Genomic DNA, 19,750 nt, shown 5'->3' with positions numbered 1-19,750 from the left:
TATGATACTAGTGTAGTCTTGGGGACTCAATCGCAGCAAGTATCATAACTTTTCACTAGTATTTTGTGCAATCGATCCGTTATTGAGGTCTAGAAAGGGGTATGATAAGATAAGAATAGCAATAAGGAGCAGCCGGCCTATGGCTACTCCTTTGTACAAACATCTTGAGTAGGATTTCTCCTCCAAGATCAAGTCAGGAATGAGAAAGTAACCCACTTAGGCGCCAACCTTAGGAGTGGGTTACTTTCGTCGTTTATCGATGTAAGTCAGCAATGCCAGCAGGAAAATCCCGAAGGTTATCACTTCACCGAACGAAACGTTCATCGCACCACCTCCTTTACAGAGGAGTGCGCCCACTCAAGGTGTGTATGTACAATCCAAATTATAACATTATATTTGTTCCCTCACAGATAGATTTCTCCATTCTTTTTAATTAAACTTATTCTTCAACCGCTTTATATGTCTCCTCCACAGACCTTCCCCAGCTACAACTGGCACCCTGCTGCATCAAGAACGAGTAGCAATACGCTCCTCCGGATATCGTGGTACTCGTTAGCATAACCTCTCCAAGCCGTTTCTCCTCTATGAGGACAAGCGACGAACGGGACCATAGCCTGCATTCGCCCGCCCTGTCGGCGCGAATCTTCACCTGGGCCAGTTCACCTTCCTCCCAGCACATGTCGACAACAAAGCCGCCCCGGGCACGGAGCCCCTTCACCTTGCCGCTATTCCACTGCGGGGGCAGGGCCGGGAGCAGCCTTAACCCTCCTGTGTGCGACTGCAATAGCATTTCTGCAACGCCGGCAATCCCGCCGAAATTACCGTCGATTTGAAAAGGCGGGTGGCAATCCAGCAGATTCGGGTAAGTTGAGGAAGCCAGCAGATTCACCAGATGCTCATGCGCTTCCGCGCCGTGCTGCAGCCTGGCGTAATAATTGATGATCCAGGCGCGGCTCCAGCCGGTGTGACCGCCGCCATGCGCAAGCCGGAGCTCCAAGGTCTTGTAAGCCGCCTCGGCAAGCTCCGGGGACTGAACGGGATCAATTTGCTCTCCCGGATACAGGGCGAACAGCTGCGAGATATGCCGGTGTCCGGGATCGGCCTCCTCATAATCATCCAGCCATTCCATGATCCCTCCATGCCTTCCAATCCGCGGTGCCGGAATTTCTTGCAGCGCGGTTTGAAGCTCTTCAAGGAAGGTGTCCTTATCTCCAACAAGCTGGCCTGCCGCAAGACAGGCCCGAAACAAGGCCGTCGCAATCTGCGCATCCATAGCGGGTCCCATGCAGAGGCTGCCGACGGCTCCGTTCGGAAGCACAAATCGGTTCTCCGGCGAAACGGAAGGTCCAGTTATTCGTCTCCCTTCCTCATCCACAGTCATATAATCCAGCAGGAATACCGCCGCTTCCTTCATGACCGGATACGCTCGTTCCCGCAGGAAATCCGCATCCCCGCCAAACCGGTAATGCTCCCATAGATGAAGGCACAGCCAGGCGGCTCCCATCGGCCATACGGTACAGGTCATCAATATTCCTTCAGGCCGGGTCTCTCCCCAGAGATTGGTATTGTGATGAGCTGCGAAGCCACGGCAGCCATACATCTCGCGAGCCGTGTCCTGGCCATTCGGGAGCATGCGGTGAATCAGGTCGAACAGCGGCTCGTGGCATTCCGCCAGGCTCAGCAGCTCTGCCGGCCAATAGTTCATCTGAATATTCACATTGATTGTATACTTCGACTCCCAGGGCGGGGTGAAGCTGTCATTCCATATGCCCTGCAGGTTCGCTGCGAGAGATCCGGGTCTGGAGCAGGAGATGACTAAATAGCGCCCGTACTGTACGTATAGGGCAATCAATTCGGGATCGCTGTTTTCCGCAGAGGCACCTTCCGTCTTCACTCTATCCTTCAACAGATTCAGCCGCTGATCGGTAGACAGGGATGATAGATCGTCTTCCGCTCGGTTCGGAGTTTCAACTTGATCTGAATCGAAGAGTCGATCCTGCCCATTCGGAATGATATTTCCACTTTCGGTTAGGCCCGCTCTATTCGCATCCTTCTTACTGGAACCGAGAGTTAGCGAGAAGCGTTCAAACTTCTCCCGATATTCCTCCAAATGACGTCTTTCCAGCTGTTCGAACGACATGCCTGCCGTACGATCCAGCTGCTCCAGACATACCTGGCCCGGCTGCTGACACCGAAAGCTCGTCTGGGCTGACAGCAGCAGCGTAACCGAGTCCGCGCCTTCAACCGAGAGAAAATCACCGATGGTTCGTACGCTTCCTTCCCCAGCGACAGCACGCAGTGCCGTGCAGAAGGAAATGCCGTCCACGCCGCATTCGCCCTTCATCAGCAAGGTATCGTGCCCTAACGACTCTGTTCCGCTGTCAAAAGGACGGCGCATCAGGTTTGCCGCAAACGTCAGCGCCCCGGGCCGATCGGCAGTTAGGCGAATCACCATCACGCCATCCGGCGCACTGACAAAATACTGCCTGCGATAGCCTATGCCGCCCGAAGAATAGGATACGGTCACCATGGACCGCTCCAAATCCAGCTCTCGCTCGTAATGCTCCACCGCTTCGGCATCCAGGAATTTGAGAAGCAGATCGCCCAGCGGCTGATAAGGCTGCTCGTATTTCGGGGATGAAGTCATCGCCATCCGGGCTAGATGCTCGGCCTCGGCCTGACGTCCATCCCGCAGCATCCCCCTGATCTCGCTCAAATATTCGGTGGCGTCAGGGTTGGCTCCCCTTCCCGGACCACCATACCAGAGGGAATCCTCGTTGAGCTGCACCCGCTCAAGCGAGGTCTTGCCAAAAACCATGCCGCCCAAGCGCCCATTCCCAATGGGCAATGCTTCATTCCACTTGTCCGCCGGGGAAGCGTACCATAATCGCAAGCGCCGACTTACAGATGTGTCAGGCTGCCGCCATGCTGTTTTATCACCTACCGCTTTGATCTTGCCGTACTGCCCTGCACGATCAAGCTCCGCATGATGTCTCCGGTGAGAACGTTCCGTATCTCTTCCTGTTATCTCCCTCTCCACCTTCATACACGTCTCCTTCTTCGCGAAGAAGGGGACGATCAGCGTTTCCCCTGATAATCCCCTGTTCGCTATATATAATTAAGGCTGCTCTGGTATATCGATCGCACCGCCGCCCACAGGCGTACGGGCCAGATTATCCACCGCTTGCTGACCCAGACGGTCCGTCAACTGCTGGACGTATAGGCTCTGGAGCGCTACATGCCGGTCGGCGTATTCCCAATAGCCGTCCTCACGCGGTCTTGAATCATAATCGTTTGGAACGAGCGGTTTCACGTTCAAACCGTCTTCAGTCGGGATGTGACCGATGACATAGTTTTGTGCCGTTGGAGGCTTCTGCGCAACAAGCCCGCCTTCGGTGTTCCACATGACGTAATTCGCTCCCGCCCAGCCATGTCCGCTGCCCAGCCATCCGCGGTCGCGGACGCTGATGCGCGCACTGACGTTGTCGTACAGGCCGCCGGTGGACCAGCGGTGGTGCGGCTCGCTTGTATTGTATTCGCGAGTGGCCTTATTGTCGTACATGACATTCGGTCCTTGTACGCGGCTCTCAATGACATAAGCATGACGTGAAGTTTCCGTATAATTGCGCTGTACCAGATTTAATTGCCCCTGGATGAAAAAGCTGTAACGACGACCGCCCGTAATCACGCTGACCATGTCGTACATTTCGCTGTCCTGCACGGTGACCCATTTGGCCTGCCGCCCGACCTGCACCAAGGCGTAGGAGAAATGGTAGCCGTCCACCTCGCGCACCCAGGCATTCTTCACGCTGTTCATCATAATGAAGCGCTCCGCATGTGCCTCATCGGAATAATACGGGGTATCCAGAACATCGTTATCCATCTTGGTATCGGTCTTGCTCGGATCAAAATCGGATATGGCGCGCATATTCTCAATCCCAACCTGTTCGATTCGAGATTCATCCGTCGCCTTGAACAGCTTGCCTCCACCCCATTGACGTTCAATGGCATTCGCTAATGGAGCATCCACCGTAATTTGATTGCCATCGATGGCCGTAATGACGCGGTCAAAATCCAGATTGAACGAGGACCACTGCTGCGTTTCCCCGGTCCCTGGCCGCATGTAGATATGATCCATCCCGATCTCATGAATCCAGCGGTCATTACCGATTCTTCGAACAATGACGGAATCGCCCACCTGATAGCCGGAGGCATTCTGCACATGGAACGATCGCGATCCTGCCGGAACGTACAAATCCTGAATGTCCGTCTCCGTCCCGTCCACAATAGCGGCACCGTTCGTTCCACCGACAACAATCAAATTTCTGGCCGTTGTTCCCGTGCCGCGGATGATGGTACCGTCCTCACTCTTGCCTTCACCCCGCAGCACGACCCCGCTGGCCTGAATGTTCAGGGAACCGTCGACCAGATACGTGCCTTTCTTCAGCAGCACCGCCCCCCGGAAACCATCTGCGTCACGCGGCAGCCGGGACACCTCATCAATCGCCGCTTGCAGCATCGCCGTATCATCCCCGCCGGTCGGCTGTACGGCAATCCTCGCCTGAACATCGGGCAGTTTCACACCCCCACCCATATAACCGACGTTCGAGAAATCGATGATCCGGTTCCCCTTATAATCGGGAACATACACCATCCTTCCGTCTTTTCCGGTATAGGCGATTTGGCTCTGACCATCAGGAATTCCCTTCTTGGGCATGACGGTATAAAACAAGCTGTCGTAGTAGGTTCCACCGTCAGCGGCTTGGAAAGTCATCCGTACCTCGTACGTGCCCGGTACCTTCATCCCACCCGGAAGCGTTAACGATTGCACTACCCCTGCCTGCAGCGCCTTCGTGCCCAGCGAGCCTCTGGATTGACCGTCCTTGAACCATCTGGCAGATACGGTTCCATCTGTATTCGGAGTGATCGTTACGACCGGCAGCTCCTTGCCCTCCTCCAAGATCGCCGCCTCGCCAATCTTCTGGATCAACGCCTTATGCGCGAACGAACTGAAGGCAATGTATTTCGGATCCTGGAATTCCTGATCATCCTTCACCACAATCCAGAAATCCGGCGTACGTATCGTTTGACCGTTGATGCTGGTTTCCGCATATAACCGGGTAGCGCCTACCTTGATCCCGGTTACCGAACCTTCGGAAGTAACCGCTGCGCTGGTTCCCACCGCATGATATTGAACCTGGCCTTGAGGCAGCGAAATCCATTCCCCGTTCCCCCGTTTGCCGCGCGCCTCCACGGCAGATGTGCCTCCAATGTCCAAGGTCAGTTCCTCATTGTTGATATAAGGGGTTCCATCAGGCTTCACGAAGGCCAGCTCCGTTACATCGGACGGAATCCCTTGATCTCCATTGCATATAAAGCTCCAACTCCTTTAGCTGAACATTGAGATTTCGGCTTAGCAGCAGCGTTACCCGAATGTGGGAAGCGCTTACGGAATCAAACGTCATCACTTCCTGACCGTCCGCTCGAATGCCCCCATTTTTCGCATAGGCTCTGCTCCAAGACTCACCGTCACGGGAGTAATCGATCTCGATACTTCCCAAATGATCTCCCCGGTTTAAATCCAGGACGACCTGGTTGAAGGACTGCTCACTCCCCAGATCCACCTGTATGTATACATTCATGTCCTCACGGTCTGTGCTCGCCGGCTGCCAGTAGGTATCACGGCTGCCGTCAACGGCTTTCCCTGCTTCACGCCCGCTGATCTCGGAACTGGCCGTCGCCTGCTTATTCCATGCCAGGTTGACCCGCTCCATTACATCCTGAGCGGCCGTTTCCCCCTGTATTGGCGGATTGCCGAACGAAAACAGCAGAATACCCAATAGCAGTATAATTCCTCCTCTTCTTACCTGCCTGTTACGCTTGCGTACCTGTCTCATCAATCATCACCCATCCTTTGTCATAAGTAGTGATTACGATCCACCCGCGATTACCTGATGCCCTCCTTTCAAACGCCTCTTGATATGCTTCTATGATAAAACAGCCGCTGCTCGCCGGACCATGCCGTAACTTGCGGAATGGCCGTGTTTTTTTATGGAGTAACACAACGTAAGAAAACACAACCCGGAGCGAACGGAGCCGTATGCTAAGCCTCTGCATTGTCCGTTACAATGAGGCTGCAATGGATACGTCATTCTTGGAGCGACAAGGAAGGAGTTTCGTTTATGGATCATGAGCTATCCCAGTCTCTGTCAGCGCCGTTTCATGCACAGCTTCATTCACCTGACGGGAATCTGCATATCACGCTGGAACAGGAGCATAACGGCCCCCTTTTTTACACGGTGATGAACAATCGATATCGCGTTCTTGAAAGGTCGCCGCTCGGGCTGATCACCAACCAATACAAATTTCAGCAAGGCATCTGCATCCAAGGGGTTGAGCACAACACGATCACGGAGCGTTACGAGCTTGTGACCGGCAAGCAAAAATCGCAGTCTTACGAAGCAAACGAGTTGGTGCTTCTGACTTCGGTAGAGAATCATCAGGTGAGAATCCGTTTCCGCGCTTTTCAGGACGGCGTCGCATACCGGTATGAGCTGCAAGGAGAAGGGGATATTCGTTTCGAGAACGAGCTCTCCGGCTTCCATCTGCCGGAGGACCGAATGCTCAATGTCTGGGCTCAGCCGTTCATGCGGTGTTATGAACGAACCTACGACCATGCCATGCCGGATCATCTTCGGGGAGGGCATTTCGGTTTCCCGCTGCTGGTCCAATCGGCAGGGGATCATTGGCTGCTGCTGACTGAAGCAGCTGTGGACGGGGGGTATGGCGCCAGTCATCTCGAAGCGGATGAGCAAGACGGCCGGAAGCTCCGCATCGCTTACGCCCCGGATCAGGAAACGCCGATTGCCGCCAAGCTTCCGCTCTCGACGCCCTGGCGTGTCATGATCATCGGATCGCTCAGGGATCTGGTGTCTTCATCGGTAACGACTCACTTATGTCCTCCGCCCGTGCTGGAAGACACCTCTTGGATCTCTCCCGGCAGAGCGGCCTGGTCCTGGTACGCGGAAGGCGATTCCTGTGGCGATATGGACATTCAACGGCAGCATGTGGATTTTGCCGCCGAGATGGGATGGGAATACAGCGTTGTGGACGGCGGCTGGGAGGGTGTGCTGGATGCGCCTCAGCTCATCCATTACGCGAAGGCGCGCGGCGTCGGCATCTGGCTGTGGACGCATTATAAAGGGCTGAATACGAAGGAACTCCGTGAGGAGAAGTTACGCCTGTGGGCATCTTGGGGTGCCGTTGGCATCAAGGTCGACTTCTTCGACAGCGACAATCAAGAGACGCTCCAGGTCTATGATGCCATTGCAGAATCCGCTGCCAGGCATCGGCTGATGGTCAATTTTCATGGATCCACCAAACCAAGCGGCGAGCACCGGACATGGCCTCATGTGATGACAAGAGAAGGCGTTTACGGTGCGGAATACTACCGGGCACAGAGTGAAGGGCCTAATGCGGTTCACCTCTGTACCTTGCCGTTTACGCGGAACCTGATCGGGTCCATGGATTTTACGCCGGTCACGTTCAGCAGGCGGACCACGACGACCCAAGGGCTTCAACTGGCCCTGGCCATCCTCTTCGAATCCGGCATCCAGCATTATGCCGATGCGATTTCCGTCTTCGCGGATCATCCAGGCAAGCCGCTGCTGGCCGCCGTTCCCGCCGTCTGGGATGAGACGCGGCTGCTGGAAGGTTATCCGGGCCGATTCGTTACGATAGCAAGACGATCGGGTACGGAATGGTTTGTCGCCTCCATCTGTGCCGCCGGAGGACGAGACGTCCGGATCCCGCTGGATTTCCTTGAAGATAACCAAGCCTACCAAGCCGTGATCTATCAGGAACAGGCGGAAGCGGACGAATATCGATATCGTTCCATTCCTCCTTCCATTGAGGTCCATACGGAAACGTGCTGCGCCAAGGATACCATCAAGATACGCCTCAAGGTGTACGGCGGCGTTTCCATCCATCTCATGCCGCAAGTGGAGAACAAGTAAAGTCTATCATTCTTGCGAGAAAAGAAGGGGGAAGTCTCTGAAGGTTAACCTTCATTATCTCTTTAAAAACGTAAGGCCTGACTTCCAATCCGGAAGCAGGCCTTGTGCTAAACACGCGGCGGACATGGCATGACCATGCGGATGGTAGTTCCTGTCCCCTCGCCCGCCGAGGTTACACGAAGTCCGTAACTCTCGCCGAATACCAGCTGAATCCGCCGATGCACATTCAGCAGCCCGATACCTCCGGTACCGCTAAGGTTCAGGGAGGACTCAGGCACATGATTCACATGATCGTACTCGTAGGACAGCCGTGCCGCAACCTCGCGCAGCTGTTCATCGGTCATGCCGATGCCGTTATCCGTCACACTGACCCAGAAGGCATCATCATCGCATCCGGCAGTGATCATGATGTACTGCGATGCTTCGATGCCGTCCGGAAAGGCATGCTGGAATGCATTTTCAATTAAAGGCTGGAGCGTCAACCGCACCATTTTGTACAGGAGCAGCTCATGGGGAACCTCAACCCGCAGATCAAACTCCAGATCGTGCCGATGCTTCATGATCGTCATGTAGTTCAACACGTGCTTGAGCTCATTCGCGACCGTGATCTCCTCCAGCGACGTCAGCAAGGAGTACCGCATCATAAAGCCAAGAGAGGACACCATTTCGGTAATCTCCGATGAGCCTTCAACCTCGGCATAACACACGATGGTCTCCAGCGTGTTGTACATGAAATGCGGATTGATCTGGAGCTGAAGCGCCTGGAACTCGGCCTTCTGCCGTTCGATAATCGTCTTCTGCTGCTGCAGTTCAGTCTCGTATACCCGCTCGATTAATTCCGACAGCCGGGTCACCATCAGATTGTACCGCTGCATCATTTCCGTCAGCTCGTCCTCGCGCTTAGGAAGCTCCAAGGGAATCCACCGCCCCTGCTCCGTCTGGCGCATCCCGCGGATAATCGTCTGGATGGGCTGGGTAATGGAACGGGTGAAACGGTAAGCAAGCAGACAAGCAGCAATGAGGCTGATCAAGCCGATCGTCCAAACCGTAGAACGAATGCTGGCAATCGGTTTGCGCCACTCCTCCAGCGGTATCGAAGCAACCAGACGCCATCCGGAATAGGGGGACATCCGCGTCATGAACACCCTCTGCTCTCCATTGGCCGTCGTATATTTGAAGGATTCCTCGTCTGCGCCCATGATGGCGGCGGTCAGCTTCGGATCCTCGGCCGGAGACGAGGCTTCATGCTCCAATCCCTCAGGTTGATAGACTACGTGGCCGCTGGCATCCGCGATATAGAAGTATCCCCGTTCGCCCAGATCAATTCCTTTCCAGAGGGAGGATAACTCCTGGGAACGCACCTCCATGGCCAGCACGCCTTTTTCCGCTGTGGAGGATAATCCCTTAATCAGTCTCGTCATGCGTACCACGCTGCCGCTGCGTCCAGGTATAATGCTCTCCGTGTGAATCATGAGACCGCTTTCATCTTTTGTGGTATTACGGAGATCCGTCAGCTGCTTTGCTTTCTCCTCTGCACTGAATACCGGAGCCGTAAAATCAGAACCGAAGCTGTATGTGGCATTTCCGTTATAAGACAGGAGATACATGGTCAGCAGCTCGGGCCCCCGTTCCATGAGAGGACGGAATACCGTATCCTTGATTGTGGAGCTGATGTGATAGTAATCATAATGGTCCGCCGGGTTAGGTAAATCCACGAATTTCTTCAATTCCCGGTTGGTCAATAAGGAGATCATCGTACGGTCGTAGGATTTAATGTACAGATCGGTATGGTTCAAGGCGTTCTGCACGATTTGCGACATATGCCGGTCCAGCTGGCGGTCCAGCTCAGCTGATGAGCGCGTGTAGGTAACGATGCCGATCAACAAGGAAGTTAGCACAATGATGGATACAAAGTACAGAAACAACTTGCGGTACAGTTTATTTTTCATCCGTTAAAGCCCAGCATCGTCCGATATTCCGTCGGCGTATGTCCCGTTACCTTCTTGAACATTTTCGTAAAATGGGGATAATCCTCGTAACCGACGTTCGCCGCCACGTCGATGATCCGCATATGCGGCAGAGCCAGCAGTTCCTTCGCCCGCTCCATTCGCCGGTGAATCCGGTACCTTACAAAGGTATCGCCCGTCATCTTCTTAAACATCGCGCTAAAATACGTCGGCGTATAACCGGCCATCTCCGCCACTTCCTCAAGGGTGATCTCCTCGGATAGATGCGTGTCGATATACGATTTCACTTCATCCAGCGGATTCTTGAAATTCCCCCACCGCTGCGTCACCAGATCCGCGGTCATCTGCTTGACCCTTAACTCAAATTCGTTCAACAGCTGCTCCTGCACCGTGTGGTAACCAATCGGTTCAATCACCGAAACCTCCATATACCCCTTCGAGACGAGACGACGGAAAATCATGCCCACCGCGTCATCCAGCAGCTGCTGGAGCTGTGGGACGCTGAGTCCCGCCGCTTGCAGATGCGCTCTCCAATCGACCAACAGCCGATCGAGCTGTTCGGTCTGCAGCATCCAGATCTCCTGCCCGATATTTTCAATCCAATCGACATAGGAAGCCAGCGAGACAATGCCTTTATTTCGGTGTTTCACAATCGCGTCAAAGGTTTGGTGCAGCACCACGCCGGTAACCGGCTTTAGCAGATAATGCTTCACCCCGTAAGCCAGACATTGCTGTGCATATTGGAATTCGCCATAACCCGATATGACGATAATTTGAATATGCCCGTACAACTCATGAAGCTCCTGACACAGTTCCAGTCCGCCCATTCGGGGCATCCGGATATCGGTCAGCAGTACATCCGGCTCGAATTCCTTGATCAGGGAGAGCGCATGCTCACCATTCACGGCCGTGTCAATGGCATCAAACTGCAGACGGTAGGTCTCCGCCATCTTGACCAGCCCTCTTCGGATTACAGGTTCGTCGTCAGCAATAAGCAACCGCATATCATTTTAGCCTCCTGTATGTAGAAGAATAAGGTATGAGGCAAACATCGAATGGAACAATAAGGTATCCGCAGCGGATACCTGTGATGGTAAGACCGGCGGATACCTTGATTTTTCATCCTTCGCTCATTTGGGTTAAACGCTTACATTTCGGATCTATTGTACACGATATATGGAACAAACAGGAGATGCCCTACTTCCTATCTTGGATATTATCTCGTGCGGTCTACGACGTTCTCCTTGTTCTTCCAACGCTCCGTCGCTTCCTTGATGATCTCATCCCCGCCCTTGGCACGGTATTCCTCCAGCACCTTCGGCCAATCGGAGATCGGCTGCTTGCCGTAGATCATCTTCACCATGCTGTCCAGGATGAATTTAGGTCCCGTATCTCCGGTCGAAGCCAGATCCGGGAACTTGGAGAAGCTGTTCAGATTCGCCATGAACGTAATACCGCCGCGGCCTTCATTGCTCAGCACATCGCTGAAAGCCTTGATCACGTCCTGGCCATCCTCGGTAAGGGCCGTCTGCTTCTTATTATAGGTCAGCTCATGAACGAACCACAGCTGGTTGGCTCGGAAGCCCGCTTCATCCACCTCTTGTTTGGTCACAGGCCATTTATAGTTGATATTCCCGTTCTCCATTGTGTAATTCTCGCCTTCAATCCCGAAGGAGAAGAACATATCGGCTTCCTCCGTCAGCATCCAATCCAGGAATTTAATGATTTCGATGGCTTTCTCTTTTCCCACCTTGTTATTGATATAGTACGTGGTCGATACCGAACTGTATAAGCCGAGTCCGCCCTTGCCGTCCGGTCCGGTCGGGGATGGGTAAATATCCACCTTCATCGAAGGATCCACTTCCTTCAGTTTGGTGCGGAACCCGATCAACCCCTCGCCGTTGGAGGCCCACATCCCGGATTTGCCGGCATTGATATTGCGTCCGTAATCCTCCTGAGAGAGCGAAGCGAAATCCTTCGGGATCAGACCCTCATCGTACATCGTCTTATACGTCTGGAGCGCCTTGCTCATGTTCTCGACATCGAAGAATTTCGGAACGACCTCCCCATTCAGCTCCATGAACTGGAACGGCAGCACATCGTATGCCCCAAGGAAAGTATCCGCATATTTAAAGCCCTCACGGTATTGGTACGGGTGCTCTACACCCAGCTTCTTAAAGGCACGCAGCATATCCAGGTACTCTTCCACGGTTTTAGGCGCTTCCTTGATGCCGGCCTTCTCCATGAGATCCGTGCGAATGAATGTGGCGCGGCGCGACGGATTTTCCAGCCAGGCCGGGATGCCGTAGATTTTGCCGTTATAGGATACTTCTTCCCACGCGGCCGGGGTGACCATCTTCATCAAATTCGGAGCATGTTCCTTGAGGAGATCATCCAGCGGCATGAACACCCCGGCTTCCACCGAGCCTGACATGGACCCTGTTGTTGGACCTCCCCGCATATTTCCCACAACGTCCGGGATTTCGTTGCCTGCAAACATCAGACTCATCTTCTGATCAAATTCCTTGTGGGACATCAAGCGGATATCGAGATCCGTGTTTGTCATCTCTTCCAGCTTCAGCACCCATTTGTCCTTATTGATATCGGGTGACGATTCAATGTAGGTGTTGCCGCCCGTGGAGAAAGAAATCGAGAAGGACAGTTTGTTGGAGTCTGTACCTTGCTTCGTTTCTTCCGGCTTGGGACTGACAGTTCCTTCTTCCGGTTTCCCCCCGCATCCAGCGAGCAGTGACATCATCATGACGCTGATCAGTAAGACCGTCCAATTTTTTTTCATCAACCTCTCCCCTTTTTCACAAAAATAGACAAGTGGCTCATTCATGAGGTAAGCGCTTTCGTTAAATCCATTTCATCGTAGCTCATAACCCTCATATGCAGTATTGGCGTTCTTATTATGGGATTGTGTTCTTTTACGATCAAGATTTGATCGAACCGATGAGCATGCCCTTAATAAAATATTTCTGCAGGAACGGGTAGACCAGGATGATCGGCAGCGTAGCGATCACAATCGTGGCCATCTTGATGCCCTCCGGGGACATGTTCGCCAGATTCTCAAACGTGGTGTCCATCTCTCCCATCTGATCGGTAATGACGATCTCTCTCAAACGAACCTGGAGCGGAAACAGTTGACGGCTATTGATATAGTATAGAGCGGACGAGTATGAATTCCAATGCGCAACGGCGTAAAACAACCCCATCGTCGCCATGACCGGCTTGGACAAAGGCAGCACGATGCTCGATATGATCCGCAGCTCCCCGCACCCGTCGATCCGGGCCGAATCAATAATTTCGTTCGGCAGATTCATGAAGAACGAGCGCATAATGAACAAGTTGTACGCGCTAATCGCCCCCGGAATAATCAGGGCCCATACGGTATCCAGCATGTTCAGCGATTTAATGAGCAGATAATTCGGAATCAGGGGCGCACTGAAAATAAAAGTGATCAGCACAAGCATGAGAATGACTTTTCGTCCCCGATATTCATTGCGCGACAGCGGATAGGCCAGCGAGGCCGTTGCGATCAGGTTGATCCCGGTCCCCACGACGGTCACGAATACGCTGATCATAAATGAACGCCATACGGAAGTATCGTTCAAGACGATCGCATAGTTCGAGAGCGTGAACTCCACCGGCCACAGGCCAACGTCTCCCCGTGAAATGGCCACATCACTGCTGAGCGATTGTGCCGCAACGTGCAGAATCGGGAATATCATGGCAGCCGACACAACGGCCAGGAAGATAAAGTTGAAAATTTCGAATACGGATTCACCTTTTGATCTTTTTATCATGTTTTCGGTCACCTGCCTAGTATAAGGAATTTCCGGTCGTTTTGCGGCTTATGGCGTTTCCGCCCACAATGAGCAGCAGCCCGATGAGAGATTTGAACAGCCCGATGGCCGTGGTGTAGCTGTACTGCTGTCCGAGCAGACCGACGCGGTAAATGTATGTATCCAGAATGTCGCCCTTATTCTCGTTCAAGGCATTCAGGAACACAAACACCCGCTCAAACCCGAAATCAAGGAAATTGCCGATGTTCAGCAGGAACAGAATCATAATCGTTGGCAGAATCGACGGAATCGTTATCGCCAGAGTCTGACGCCACCGGTTTGCGCCGTCTACGCGTGCAGCTTCATACAGGTCCGGATTGATCCCGGCCAGCGCCGCCAGGTAAATGATCGTCCCCCATCCCGCTTCCTTCCAAATGCCGGAGCCGATCAGAATGCTGCGAATATAGCTTTCCTCACCAAGGAAGTAAATCGGTTCGAGTCCCACCCACATCAGAATCTGATTCATGATGCCCGTGGTCGGAGACAGAATGCCTACCGCAATCCCCCCGATAATGACCCAGGACAGAAAGTGCGGCATGTAGATAACGGTTTGCAGCACCCGCTTGTACAGGACAAGACGAATCTCGTTCAACAGCAGGGCCAGAATGATCGGGATTGGAAAAGCAAATACGATGCTGTACATCCCGATCAGAAGGGTGTTCCAGAAGATCCGCAGAAACTCTTCGTACTGAAACATGCGATAGAACTGATCCAGCCCCACCCATGGGCTTTCCCATATGCCTTTGAATAAGTTGTACTCCTGAAAAGCCATGGCGCTGCCGAATAAAGGGACATATTTAAATACCAAAAAATAGAGGATGCCCGGAATCGAGATGAGGTATATCGCCTTGTACTTGCGAAAGCTGGATAACCATTCCCGGCTCCGCGCTGACGGTGTTAGCCGCGTGCTTGGGTTGATGTTCGCCATAAGGACCTCCCGTTGTAAGTTTGCCTTCGTATTCATCGTATAAGCGGAGGGCCTTGCCAACAATGGTGGCATTTGTTTGTCGATGTGTTTTTTTACGATTGTGTATAAGAGGTTGTTCAAAAAGTCCGCTTTTGATAAGAAAACCAATCGAGGCAAATTCAAGGCTGAGCGACCGCGATTCAGAAGTAGGTTTTCTTGCGATATAGAATTTCATCAACTCCGTTGATAACTTATAAATCCTATATCTAACACGAAGCGAATCAGGAAGCAGTTCGGCATCGAATCTTGAATTCAGCCGGGCCTAAGTAGAAGCTTCCGAAGCATGTTTCCTGCGGAAACATTTCAGGTGCTCACGTACCCAAACCAAGCAGATGCTTCCGAAGTCGTTTTCTACGAAAACGTTTAGCTCCGCTCCTGACGTCCCTAGCTTCATCCAACTGAAGCGTTTTGAAAAAACGCACATCGGAAGCATAAACTTCGGTGCTGAAAATCGACCTTTTTGAACACGCACTTTAAGATGGGGATTTGAGGCGGAATAGAGAAAAAAAGCCCTTCTGCTAGCATGGTCTATCCGGCCATGTAAGCAAAAGGGCTAGCAAGGTGAAGTAAACGGGGAAGTAAAACGCTGCCGTACATGAGAGCATGGGCCGCTGAGAGTAATAGGCATTTCTCTCTGCGCGCACTCCCCATACATGGTGCATGCATCGCATGACGGTGGTCGACCTTCCGTTTTTGGTGCTGTTTATCATGCTTCGAGTCGGATATGGATCGCTCTTATTCGTCGTCGTTCTCCGTAATCTTCAGAATCGGAATCGCCATGTTCCAGGTCTCCGTACAATCGTAAAACCCGCGGCTCCCGTCTGAAGTCGCAGCAAACATCCAGGCCGGACGACCGTCCTCCATGAGCAAAAACGGGCGTTCGAGGTTACCCATCAACCGTTCCGTGCCATCGTCCCACCGTACTCTGCGAGAGTACACGGGTTCCCCTGGTTTGGTTGTCATCCTCCACTGTTCCCCGTTCGCTGACCACGCATGGACTCCGCTATAGCGCTCCCCGCAGATGGAGCCGTCCATGTCCTTGGCAATCATTTCGTACCCGCGTGCCGTACGCCAAATGAAGGGGTCTTCAATATGAATCGCTGGGGGAAACAGCGGTTCAGGCTGACGGGTATAAGGACCGTACACCGATTCGGCGCAGGCCAAGCCCAACTGCATGTTGCCATAGGAATGCCCTTCATAGGGACGAGATTTATAGATGAGCTTCACCGAACCGTCCTCATGAACACAGGGGGCAGGATTAGACACCAAGAAGCTGTCAAAATGATTCGGACGCGGCAACAGAACCGGATGGTCCCTCCGTGTCCAAGGGCCGGTTATGGAAGGAGCGGTCGCAACCCCGATCCGTTTGTTCGCCCTGGCAACCACGACGAGCGGATCATTCGGAAGCAGCGGCTCCCCTTCTTCAGGGAGGGGAAACGGAAACGTCGTGCCCATGTAATAGAGGACGTATGAGCCCTCAACCTTCACGATATGCGGGTTGTGCACGCTGCATCCGTCCCAATAGGCCGGGGATCTGGCCCCGAGTACCGTCTCCTCGTATACATACGGTCCGGCCGGATGGTCGGAGACCGCACGGACAATTTCCGAGGTCGCAAGCCAGCCGGGATGCATGGGCAAGCATTTGGGCCAGCGCGAAGCAAACATATGGTACCGGCCATCCTCACCCTGGATAACGCTGCCGCACCATATCCAATATCCCGGCATTCGAAAGCCTCCTGCAACCGGTGCAGGATCAAATACGATTTTCATTGATTCCTCACTCCCTCTCCATTGGCAATAGCGTAACCTTGCGCAAGTTCATTAATGAATCAGAAACCAGCGATAGTCCCCGTACTTCAAGATGATGTACGCCTGCCGAGAGAATGGTCAGTTGACCCATTTCACATTCTCCCCAGCATCCGTCCCCACCCGTATCGTAAGCGGTACAAGTCAGCTTTTGTTCATCCAGAGACAACTCATAACGTCCTCCTGCCTGATCCGCTCCGGCGGCCAAGGTGACGATCACTCGGCACTGGACGGGCACTTCTTCCTCCGAACGGAACGTCCATTGAACAGCCGCATTTGGAGCGGTCCAACCGGTAACGCCATCATGACCACGTTTTCCATTATCGTATCGCAGGCCATCGCCCTCGATAACACCATCATATGCCCAGAACGTATTCGGCATTGAAGATATGAATCTAGGAGTCCCGTTGCTCTCCAACTGCTCCCCGTTAAGCTTCAGCTCAATCACAGTAGCATAGGCGTCCTGAGGTACCGAACGTACATCAATCTGCCAGTCCCACGGCCCAAGCTTTCGGAACGGCAGGTGGCCCACCTTCGCCTTTGCTCCGATAGGCCTCGCATATTGAACTCCGCTAGCGAGACCAGGCAGGATCAAGAAACCGTCCTGAGGCCATTCTCTCACCAGCAGGTACAAGAGATTCTCATCCGGCTTCCATGTGCAATAACCCCACTGCGGCGTACCGATCGGACTGCCGCTCGTGCCGTATATCGCCTCGCCGTTCCGTTCCAAGAAGCTGCCCACCGTCTCCAGCAGACTTCTCGATGTATCGTCAATCGCTCCGTCTCCGAGCGGCCCGACATTCAGTACCAGATTACCGTTCGTGGCTGCCACGCGCAGCAGCTGTTCGATCAATTCGTCCGGACTCTTCCAATGGTCATCATCATATCGGAACCCCCAGGAATCATTCAGCGTATGAATCGATTCCCAGTCCCGCTGCACCGGATGGAACCGGAGCTGGTTATCATGCGGATTGCCGTAATCCGCAAATCGGTCATCCCGCAGCCGCTTGTTAATCAAGCAATCCGGCTGCAGCCGGCGTACCAGATCATAGAACCACACGGCATGCTCGTCGCTGATCTTATGACCGCAATCAAACCACATCAACCCAATCGGGCCATAGTCGGTCAGCAGCTCCTCTACTTGAGGAAGGGCTTTCTCGTGAAGGTAACGTTCGAAGCGTTCCCGCTTATCGTCATCTCCGATCCATTCCTCCAGTTGATCCCATGCGCCGATATTCCCCGGGTAATCCAGTGCGTTCCCCTGCGAATCCGGGTGATGCCAGTCCATGGCATGGGAATAGTAGATCCCAAGGCGAATCCCCTCCTCTTCGCAGGCCTCTGCCAACTCCTTGATCGGATCTCTCGGAAAATGGGCGTGACGCGTAATCGAATAATCGCTGACCTTGGAATCGTACATCGCAAACCCATCATGATGCTTGGCCGTCACGATAACATATTTTGCCCCGGACCGCTTGGCCAGCGATACCCACTCGTGCGCATCAAACGCTTCCGGGTTCATCCCGGCTGCGGCCTCCGCATACTCGGTCACCGGAATCTTTCCCCTTAACTGGATATGCTCCGCATAATTCGCATCCACCCGTTCGCCGTTCCACATCCCGCCCAGCATCGAATAAGGCCCCCAATGCACAAAAAGCCCAAAGCGCGCTTCCCTCCACCAGGCTATCCGACGGTTACTATCATGATCACTTACCAGCTTATCGCTTATAAGAGCATTCGACCTTTCCTGCTCCAGTCCTGCCCCGTCCATATATTCATCCCGCTTCATGTTTATCCCTCCTCACCTGCCCGTCAGCGGTCCGACAGTCTAGTAACCTCTATTATAGAAGGTGCGCTGGTGCAGCCTCTTTGTTTTTTTGGGTTGGGGTTGTGTTTTGTTGAGGTGGGGGAGGGAATAAAGTTCCTTATCTACTCGATGAATGAATTTATAAGCGGAAGTAGCTGATTTAATGCAAGTCGGAATAGTCTACTAGATGGGATAGGAATTTCGTTGCATACAGTTCTAAAGCAGATCCTTGTATATTAGCTAAGTTAATTCTACTAATGTTGACGAACGTGAAGAAATGAGAGAGATTCCCTTTGTTGTACAGCGCTCAAAGGATGGATTCCAATACACGTTTATAGAAGAGATTATATTGATATGGATTAGCCTTGATTTCACTGTTAATCAAAAGTGATGATCATATTCTTTTTTATTTTCTGTAGTCTTATTAGTAGATAAAGCCCAATAATTTGAGTGACTAAAGAGAAAATCGAGAGAGCATCATGAATAAAAATTAAAACTGGTGAAAATATTATATATCCAAATACAAACCACTTATATGTCCTTCTCTTATATCTAACGTTACTCTTTAACAGACTTAAAACTGCTAAAACCGCTATTGCACTTATAAAAATTGATGTTAAAAAAGATCCTACAAACAATTTAGAATACCAAGTGTCTTGAGATTGATACTTAATGTAGCCCAGCAACAAGAACCATACAAGAAGCCATATCATCATGATCGGTTTGAATGGATCCGATAATCTCTTAATAAAACCTTCAACATCGGTATTGCTGTTATATTCAGAAAGTCTTTTTTTATCTTCCTCTAACTTCCTCACATCCACTTCAATAAAGGCTAGCATTGTTTCCAAATAGGCCGAATCTCCATATCTGTAATAGTCCCTTACTACTCGCCTGACATCTTCACTTAAGAAGGGACTAAAATCTCCAATTTTATTAATAAGGATAACTTTTAATTCTCTGTGCCCCTTATCATGAAGTAGACCTGCGGTACTCGCTTGTAATTGACTATATACCTTTATTTTCTCGTTGATATTATTGATCTTCGCCTTGTTATTCTGATTAATCATTTCCTTGAACTCTTTATACATCCAAATAGTCGATGTACCTGCAATAATAATCACAAGTGTCATTATAGGATTAGCTCCTATTAATTTTGATATCTCAGACCACATTTTGATGCCCCTTATTAATTCAATCTAACTAATAGTTCTATAGACATATTCAATAATTCAACAGTCCAATCCTTCAATTGAAAAGACTTTATTTTATGTTATATCCCCATAGAAAATATCGTTTCGATAATTCCAACGTACATGATCTTGCACTCACATTGTTAGAAA

General features: G+C 52.0%; 12 protein-coding genes. 1 reads left to right on the top strand and 11 read right to left on the bottom strand.

The genetic code is table 11. The annotated features are described in order from the left end of the window. Nucleotides 1-439: 439 nt before the first annotated feature. The 3 genes from MKY48_RS06305 to MKY48_RS06295 all read right to left on the bottom strand — a co-directional run bounded on the left by MKY48_RS06305 (nt 440) and on the right by MKY48_RS06295 (nt 5,897). Nucleotides 440-3,046 carry a glycoside hydrolase family 95 protein gene (locus MKY48_RS06305; protein ID WP_339292530.1) on the bottom strand — a complete coding sequence of 869 codons (2,607 nt, stop codon included), beginning with the start codon at nt 3,044-3,046 and terminating at the stop codon, nt 440-442. A gap of 72 nt (nt 3,047-3,118) precedes the next feature. Then, a complete protein-coding gene (locus MKY48_RS06300) occupies nt 3,119-5,323 on the bottom strand; it encodes a hypothetical protein (RefSeq protein WP_339292529.1) in 2,205 nt (734 codons plus the stop codon). Then, on the bottom strand, nt 5,313-5,897 hold the full coding sequence (locus tag MKY48_RS06295; protein ID WP_339293475.1) for a discoidin domain-containing protein: 585 nt from the start codon (nt 5,895-5,897) through the stop codon (nt 5,313-5,315). Before MKY48_RS06295 ends, MKY48_RS06300 begins: the two co-directional genes overlap by 11 nt. A 285-nt stretch (nt 5,898-6,182) precedes the next feature. On the opposite strand from MKY48_RS06295, the gene MKY48_RS06290 reads away from it, so the two are divergent. Further along, nucleotides 6,183-8,015, top strand: coding sequence for a glycoside hydrolase family 97 catalytic domain-containing protein (locus tag MKY48_RS06290; protein WP_339292528.1), 1,833 nt, complete (start codon nt 6,183-6,185; stop codon nt 8,013-8,015). Nucleotides 8,016-8,122: 107 nt separating this feature from the next. Here MKY48_RS06290 and MKY48_RS06285 read toward each other — a convergent pair whose 3' ends face one another. From MKY48_RS06285 to MKY48_RS06250, 8 genes are all read right to left on the bottom strand, one after another. Further along, a complete protein-coding gene (locus MKY48_RS06285; RefSeq protein WP_339292527.1) occupies nt 8,123-9,964 on the bottom strand; it encodes a sensor histidine kinase in 1,842 nt (613 codons plus the stop codon). Beyond that, nucleotides 9,961-10,986 (bottom strand): response regulator, encoded by a 1,026-nt coding sequence (locus MKY48_RS06280; RefSeq protein WP_339292526.1) that lies wholly within the window; start codon nt 10,984-10,986, stop codon nt 9,961-9,963. Before MKY48_RS06280 ends, MKY48_RS06285 begins: the two co-directional genes overlap by 4 nt. A gap of 212 nt (nt 10,987-11,198) precedes the next feature. After that, nucleotides 11,199-12,779, bottom strand: coding sequence for an extracellular solute-binding protein (locus MKY48_RS06275; RefSeq protein ID WP_339292525.1), 1,581 nt, complete (start codon nt 12,777-12,779; stop codon nt 11,199-11,201). A 139-nt stretch (nt 12,780-12,918) separates the two neighbouring features. Further along, nucleotides 12,919-13,791 carry a carbohydrate ABC transporter permease gene (locus MKY48_RS06270; RefSeq protein WP_339292524.1) on the bottom strand — a complete coding sequence of 291 codons (873 nt, stop codon included), beginning with the start codon at nt 13,789-13,791 and terminating at the stop codon, nt 12,919-12,921. Nucleotides 13,792-13,807: 16 nt separating this feature from the next. Further along, entirely contained in the window at nt 13,808-14,758 is a 951-nt protein-coding gene (locus tag MKY48_RS06265) for an ABC transporter permease subunit (RefSeq protein ID WP_098742239.1), read from the bottom strand. Nucleotides 14,759-15,532: 774 nt separating this feature from the next. Then, nucleotides 15,533-16,567, bottom strand: a complete 1,035-nt coding sequence (locus MKY48_RS06260; protein WP_339292523.1) for a glycoside hydrolase family protein — start codon at nt 16,565-16,567, stop codon at nt 15,533-15,535. Between the two features lie 7 nt (nt 16,568-16,574). Beyond that, nucleotides 16,575-18,389, bottom strand: a complete 1,815-nt coding sequence (locus MKY48_RS06255) for an alpha-L-fucosidase (protein WP_339292522.1) — start codon at nt 18,387-18,389, stop codon at nt 16,575-16,577. 395 nt (nt 18,390-18,784) lie between these two features. Then, the gene (locus tag MKY48_RS06250; protein ID WP_339292521.1) at nt 18,785-19,540 is read right to left on the bottom strand and encodes a hypothetical protein; all 756 of its coding nucleotides are present in this window, start codon (nt 19,538-19,540) and stop codon (nt 18,785-18,787) included. Nucleotides 19,541-19,750 lie beyond the last annotated feature (210 nt).

The organism is Paenibacillus sp. FSL W8-0187 (genome assembly GCF_037969755.1).
Taxonomy (GTDB): Bacteria; Bacillota; Bacilli; order Paenibacillales; family Paenibacillaceae; genus Paenibacillus_AQ.
Note: the sequence above shows the minus strand (reverse complement) of the source record. Positions and strands in the feature narration are given on the sequence as shown.

Bases quoted from the DNA above. Each gene is read 5' to 3' on its own strand.
- MKY48_RS06305 (WP_339292530.1), bottom strand. From the start codon at position 3,046: ATGAAGGTGGAGAGGGAGATAACAGGAAGAGATACGGAACGTTCTCAC.
- MKY48_RS06285 (WP_339292527.1), bottom strand. From the start codon at position 9,964: ATGAAAAATAAACTGTACCGCAAGTTGTTTCTGTACTTTGTATCCATC.
- MKY48_RS06295 (WP_339293475.1), bottom strand. From the start codon at position 5,897: ATGAGACAGGTACGCAAGCGTAACAGGCAGGTAAGAAGAGGAGGAATT.
- MKY48_RS06280 (WP_339292526.1), bottom strand. From the start codon at position 10,986: ATGCGGTTGCTTATTGCTGACGACGAACCTGTAATCCGAAGAGGGCTG.
- MKY48_RS06265 (WP_098742239.1), bottom strand. From the start codon at position 14,758: ATGGCGAACATCAACCCAAGCACGCGGCTAACACCGTCAGCGCGGAGC.
- MKY48_RS06275 (WP_339292525.1), bottom strand. From the start codon at position 12,779: ATGAAAAAAAATTGGACGGTCTTACTGATCAGCGTCATGATGATGTCA.
- MKY48_RS06270 (WP_339292524.1), bottom strand. From the start codon at position 13,791: ATGATAAAAAGATCAAAAGGTGAATCCGTATTCGAAATTTTCAACTTT.
- MKY48_RS06255 (WP_339292522.1), bottom strand. From the start codon at position 18,389: ATGAAGCGGGATGAATATATGGACGGGGCAGGACTGGAGCAGGAAAGG.
- MKY48_RS06250 (WP_339292521.1), bottom strand. From the start codon at position 19,540: ATGACACTTGTGATTATTATTGCAGGTACATCGACTATTTGGATGTAT.
- MKY48_RS06290 (WP_339292528.1), top strand. From the start codon at position 6,183: ATGGATCATGAGCTATCCCAGTCTCTGTCAGCGCCGTTTCATGCACAG.
- MKY48_RS06260 (WP_339292523.1), bottom strand. From the start codon at position 16,567: ATGAAAATCGTATTTGATCCTGCACCGGTTGCAGGAGGCTTTCGAATG.